Here is a 5486-nt window from a genome sequence, read left to right as displayed (position 1 = left end):
AAGAACTTCGTCTTGACCTGTGAAAGAAGCAGTTGTTTTATCAGTGTTAGCTGCATCTAGGCCAGTTACGTTTACTGTGTATTCACCATTGCTGATTTTAACATCAGTCAGTGTAAGAACTGCGGATTTTTTGTCATCAGCAAACTTCGTTGTAGTTACTACATCAGAAGTACCTTTTTTCAAGGCAATTTTTGCTTTGTCTGTATCAACTGGTTTGTTGAAAGTTACAGTCACTTTTTGAGCGCCAGTAGCTTTTGCTTCTGTCACGGATACTTTACCAGGGGAAACATATTGTTGTTTCGCTTCGTATGCACCAGTCAAAAGAAGATCGCGAGTCGCGTTTGCTTGACCGTTGAATTTACCGCCGTCGCCAGCTGGAAGAAGTTTCAATTCAAGAGCAAGAGCAACATAACCTTGTGCCCAGTCTGTAACTGTTGAATCGTTACCTGTTTTTGCTTTAGCGTCAGCATCTTTACCAAGAACGCGAACCAAGAAAGTAGCCAGTTGTTCTTTTGTTACTTTACCAGCTGGGTTGTATTGGCCTTCTGCATAACCATCAGTTACGCCAGCAGTTTTCAAAGCTTCGATGTAAGGAAGTGCGTAACCGTTAGCTGCATCATCGGATTTAACATCGGAGAAGCTGGAAGTTTTCAAATCTTTATTTATTTCAACACCCATAATCAAAGCGGCAACCTTCGCGAATTGCGCGCGGTTCATTTCTTCTTTCAAACCAAACGTTGTATCGCTTGTTCCGTCGAAGATACCAGCGCTGATCATTGCGTCAAATTTCGCTTTTGTAGCTGCGTCAAGATCTTTAAGATCTGTGAAATCAGCGGAAGTTTTCTTAGCAGTAGCAGCTGTTGTAGTAGTTGCCGCTGTGTCAGCGAATGCCATTGAAGAAAACATGGATAATGCCATTGCGGATGATAGGATTACTGATAAACTTTTTTTCATAACCTTTATAGTCAATATTTAATTATGGAAACTAGTCGATTCTTTAAAGGCTAGACCGTATATATAGTTTTACTACTTTATTTTTCGACCATTGTTTCAAGTAAGCATAGCTCAAGTTTTATTAACAAAGCAATTAAGACACTTAGAATTTTAAAGTTGGTTTTTCATTAGGTTTCGACCAAAAAAAATTAATGACCCAATAACACACTAATTTCTTTTTGATATCCATATTTTTTGAAAAAATCAATAAGCGCAACCTCAAAAATATCTTTCTGAGACACATTTTTCTCCATGCTAAACTCACGTGTCATTTGGTCTAGTCCGTAATTCATATGAACCGACTTTGTAATACAAACGCCAGGTATTAAATATCTGGGAATTTGCACAGAATTAGATTGATTTTTGATAATTTCCATGAGTGCTTCTTTGTTGCTTTCTAGAAAACTAATCAGCTTCAGTGAGTTTTCATCATAATTTAACATGGATTGTCCAACTCCTGTTCTACTTTTCGGTTCTCCTGCTTCTGTTCTTTCAGTGTTTAATGATTTTTTATCGTTCACAACACGTTCTGTTTCACCTGGGTTAGGGTTTGATTCACCTTTAAAAACATAAGTTGATTGCCCCTCATCCCAAACATAGCCCTTGCTTCTTAAATAAAGCGCCATTTCTCTATGATCTTGAAACTTCAGTTGAAGAGCAATTTCTTTGGCATCTATGCCTCTTTTATATAGCGAAAGGATGGTAGCAACTCTACCTTCAGGACTTTGTACGATATTTGCAGAAGATTTTTTCTCTTTAACTGGAAAGTAGTTCTTTCTTGTGTTGTCCCATTCATAACTTTTCCGTTTCATGTAATTGTCTATGCCTTTAGAGTCCTTGTATTTCAGTTCTATCGCCAGCTGCTCTCTGCTCTTCCCTGATGACAATCCGACTAGAACAGCTTGTACTTTCTCATCCAAATTCCCCATATTTGCCAAGGCTTGAGTCATAGTGCCTCCTTCTAAAAATTAATAAATTATAGTTGGTTAACTGCAGCTGTTAGATCCTCTAATCTTGTATGCGTATAAACGGTTGTAGTTGATAATGATGTGTGTCCAAGCAGCTTTTGAATTTGAACCACATTGACATTTTTTTTCACAAGATTACTTGCAAATGAATGTCGAAACGTATGACAAGTAACTTCTTTTTTCCAGCCAAGCCTATCTACTGCCTTTTTAACAAATTTATTCACATATGAGTCCGAAACTGCTCCTGATGCAGCTGTACAGAACAAATTATTCGTTTTAGAGTAGGGTCGTTCATGCTCCAGATAATGAATCAGTATCTCTTTTAATTTCATATTCAAAGGTACGATTCGTTCCTTCTTCCCTTTACCAAAGATTTTAATCGTGTTGCGTTCAAAATCGATTTCCTCAAGCGTCAAGTTAATGCACTCGGATATCCGCAACCCCGTGTAATACAAGGTAAGTATGATCTTTTTCATTAAATTATGTTCAATGGCTTCAACAAGTTGCAGCACCTCTCCTGATGTTAAAAAACCCTTCTCCCTGTGCTCTTGTTTAATCGTTTCCACGTGTACGGCCGCATTATTAATGCAATATTTCTTTTTATTGCAAAAGTTATAGAAGGTTCGAAACACAGCCAACTTTCGTTTCAAGCTAGCTGGTGAATAGCCTCTTTCCATCTTAAGGTGGTAAAAATAGTTTTCGATATCTTCTGCCGTCACATCAGTTAAATACGGCGTACAATTATATGTATCAACCAAATATTTGACGAAGAAAAGCAAATCATTTCTATATGCTTCTACAGTCTTATCGCTTCTATCAATCGAAATTTGATACTTTTCAAATTGTGATATCGCTTCCATTAGTATCATATATTCCTATCCCTTCTTCAAAATTTTGTTGTCTACTAAAACTATTAATCTATTAATCGTTAGTTTTGACGTATTGCGATGATTTTAATCAACAAAGAAACATCATTTACTACACGAATTATAATTTTCAATGAAATTACTGAAATTCACCCCCATAATCAAATTCCCCATTATTGTTTCGAAAGAAAACAACAATATTTTTATTTAAAATTCTCTTTTATTGTATTTTCTATTTGCGAATTGTCAATGATAACCTATACGATCGCATTTTTAAAGGGTTTTCATGGAAGTTAATCCCTTTTATGCGATCTTGTGCAATAAACATTTTATCGTTTCAACAATTTCCATGTCGAATAATGTCGTTTTTATCGTTTTTATTCGGTCTTCAAAGAAATGGCCTTGCACCAATTAAGTGTGCTAAAATAAAAAACGATTTTTGAACACGCATTAAACGTTGTTTACTCTAGTATTGTAGGTGATTTTGTGGCAAAGTTTTTTGCAAATGAACGCAAGAACATGATTATGAATATTCTCCATCAACATCAACGTACAACCATCAAGGAATTAAACAAACACTTAAACGTCTCTGCAGCCACTTTGCGCACTGATTTAACGCAGATGGAAAAAGAAGGCCTTCTTATACGCACACATGGCGGCGCAATGACCAAAGAAAAAACCAATGATCAGCATTGTTCTCCGGTAGGCGATACGATCAATCAAATAGAGAAAATAAAGATTAGTCAAAGAGCTGCTCAGTTAATTATGAACGGTCAATGTATATTCCTTGATGCAAGCCCCATTGCATTAGAACTAGCACGTATATTAGTACAAGAAAAATCTCGTTTAACTGTTGTGACCAACGGGATACATGCTGCGATGGAGATGAAAGAAAATCCGAACATCACTGTTATCCTTATAGGAGGTGCGCTTAGAGCCGGTTCAACAGCATTGGAAGGCAGATTTGGGATTGATTTGCTAAGGCGAATCCATGCCGATATTTTGTTCACCTCTGCAAGCGGCTTTACTATTGAAGATGGTTTAACGGATTTTAACGTTTATGAAATCGAGCTGAAAAAAGAAATGGTCAAGGCGGCTTCGCGGGTAGTTGCGCTACTTGATCATGATAAAATAGGAAAGATTTCTATCGCCTCATACGCCAGCACTGAACAAATCGATGTTTTGATTACAGATAGTGAAGCTCCTCATGCGTTCTTTGATGAAATAGCTGCAAAGCAAATTGAATTAATTGTGGTCTAACTGCACTGCTGAACAATTGCCCTCCTACTTATATAAGTAAGAGGTTTTTTTGTATGTACGCTCTGCCAACTATATAAACGTTGCATAAACGAAAAAAGTTTTTTTATTTTAATCGCAACTTTTTTGTTTGTGCTGCGTTTAATACTTTGAAGACATGGAAATAATACAGAGTTACTGTTTTATTACGAATTATTGTTGCTTTTATAAAAAAAATCTTTACGACGCAATTCGATCAATGTATAATATTCATTGGTGTCACTTTTCTAGTTTTTTTTAGATTGATTTACTAGTTTCTAATGTGATCATCAGAATCACAAATGAACTTAGTTATATTATGCTCAAACTCTGGAAAGGGGGTGAACCAAAAATGAGTAAATCGAGCTCAAATATCGTAACAAAAAGACAAAAAAATAAACCCGAAGATTTTCAAGGAGGAGAAATAAAGGTTATGAAAAAAAGTTTATCCGTGATTCTATCATCCGCAATGGCATTATCCATGTTTTCTTCAATGGCATTCGCTGACACAGCTGCAACGACTACACCAGTTGCTGCTAAGAAAACTTCCGCTGATTTCACAGATCTTAAAGATCTTGACGCAGCTACAAAAGCAAAATTTGACGCTTTGATCAGCGCTGGTATCTTCGACGGAACAAGCGACAAAACGTTTGGTTTGAAAGAAGAAATGAACCGCGCGCAATTCGCGAAGGTTGCCGCTTTGATCACTGGCATTGAAGTTAACAAAGATTTGAAAACTTCCAGCTTCTCCGATGTTAAATCCGATGATGCAGCTAATGGCTACGCACTTCCTTACATCGAAGCTTTGAAAAATGCCGGTATCACTGATGGTTACGGCGTAGGTACTTACAACCCAGCTGGTAAAGTAACAAAAGAACAACTGGCTACTTTCTTGGTTCGCGTTCTTGGTAAAGATGCTGACGCTAAAGCAAAAACAGGTAACGATTCAACAGTTACAGACTGGGCACAAGGTTATGTTGCTCTTGCTCTTGAATTGAAACTTCTTCCAGCTGGCGACGGCGGTAAATTCAACGGTCAAGCAAACGCGACTCGCGATCTTCTTTTGACTGGTGCATACGAAGCGAAACAACAATATGTTTCCCCTGGTAAAGTATCCGTGACAGAAGCAAAAGCTACTGGCGCTCAAAAAGTGACTGTAACTTTCAACAAACCAGTTGATACAGACAAAGCAAAAATTGCCTTGAAAAAAGGTACTTCTGATGTAGTAACTACAACGAAGTTTGCTGATGACAAAAAATCCGCAGTTCTTACACTGACTGATGTTAAAATCAGCAATGGTGAATACACAGTAAACGTAACTGGCCTAGATGCAGCTAACACTGATAAAACAACTGCTTCTTTCACAGGTCAAGACGAAGTTCTT

Annotated in this window: 5 protein-coding genes; 2 read left to right on the top strand and 3 right to left on the bottom strand. The window is 37.2% G+C overall.

Annotated features, from left to right (window positions below; genetic code table 11):
* From BC351_RS39010 to BC351_RS39000, 3 genes are all read right to left on the bottom strand, one after another.
* Positions 1-954: S-layer homology domain-containing protein (locus BC351_RS39010; RefSeq protein ID WP_144028677.1), on the bottom strand; the 954-nt coding region annotated here is incomplete at its 3' end.
* Between the two features lie 188 nt (positions 955-1142).
* Positions 1143-1943 (bottom strand): hypothetical protein, encoded by an 801-nt coding sequence (locus tag BC351_RS39005; protein ID WP_079421074.1) that lies wholly within the window; start codon positions 1941-1943, stop codon positions 1143-1145.
* Positions 1944-1969: 26 nt separating this feature from the next.
* Complete coding sequence (locus BC351_RS39000; RefSeq protein ID WP_158082383.1) at positions 1970-2821, bottom strand: tyrosine-type recombinase/integrase; 852 nt, start codon at positions 2819-2821, stop codon at positions 1970-1972.
* A 492-nt stretch (positions 2822-3313) separates the two neighbouring features.
* Here BC351_RS39000 and BC351_RS38995 point away from each other — a divergent pair, with 492 nt between their 5' ends.
* Together BC351_RS38995 and BC351_RS38990 are read left to right on the top strand one after the other, a co-directional pair.
* On the top strand, positions 3314-4087 hold the full coding sequence (locus BC351_RS38995; RefSeq protein WP_244209330.1) for a DeoR/GlpR family DNA-binding transcription regulator: 774 nt from the start codon (positions 3314-3316) through the stop codon (positions 4085-4087).
* A 367-nt stretch (positions 4088-4454) separates the two neighbouring features.
* A partial coding sequence (locus tag BC351_RS38990; protein WP_244209329.1) for an S-layer homology domain-containing protein occupies positions 4455-5486 on the top strand: 1032 nt, incomplete at its 3' end.

The sequence above is a fragment of the Paenibacillus ferrarius genome (assembly GCF_002027705.1).
Taxonomy (GTDB): domain Bacteria; phylum Bacillota; class Bacilli; order Paenibacillales; family NBRC-103111; genus Paenibacillus_E; species Paenibacillus_E ferrarius.
The sequence above is the reverse complement of the archived record's forward strand: the minus strand, read 5'-3'. Positions and strand labels throughout refer to the sequence as shown.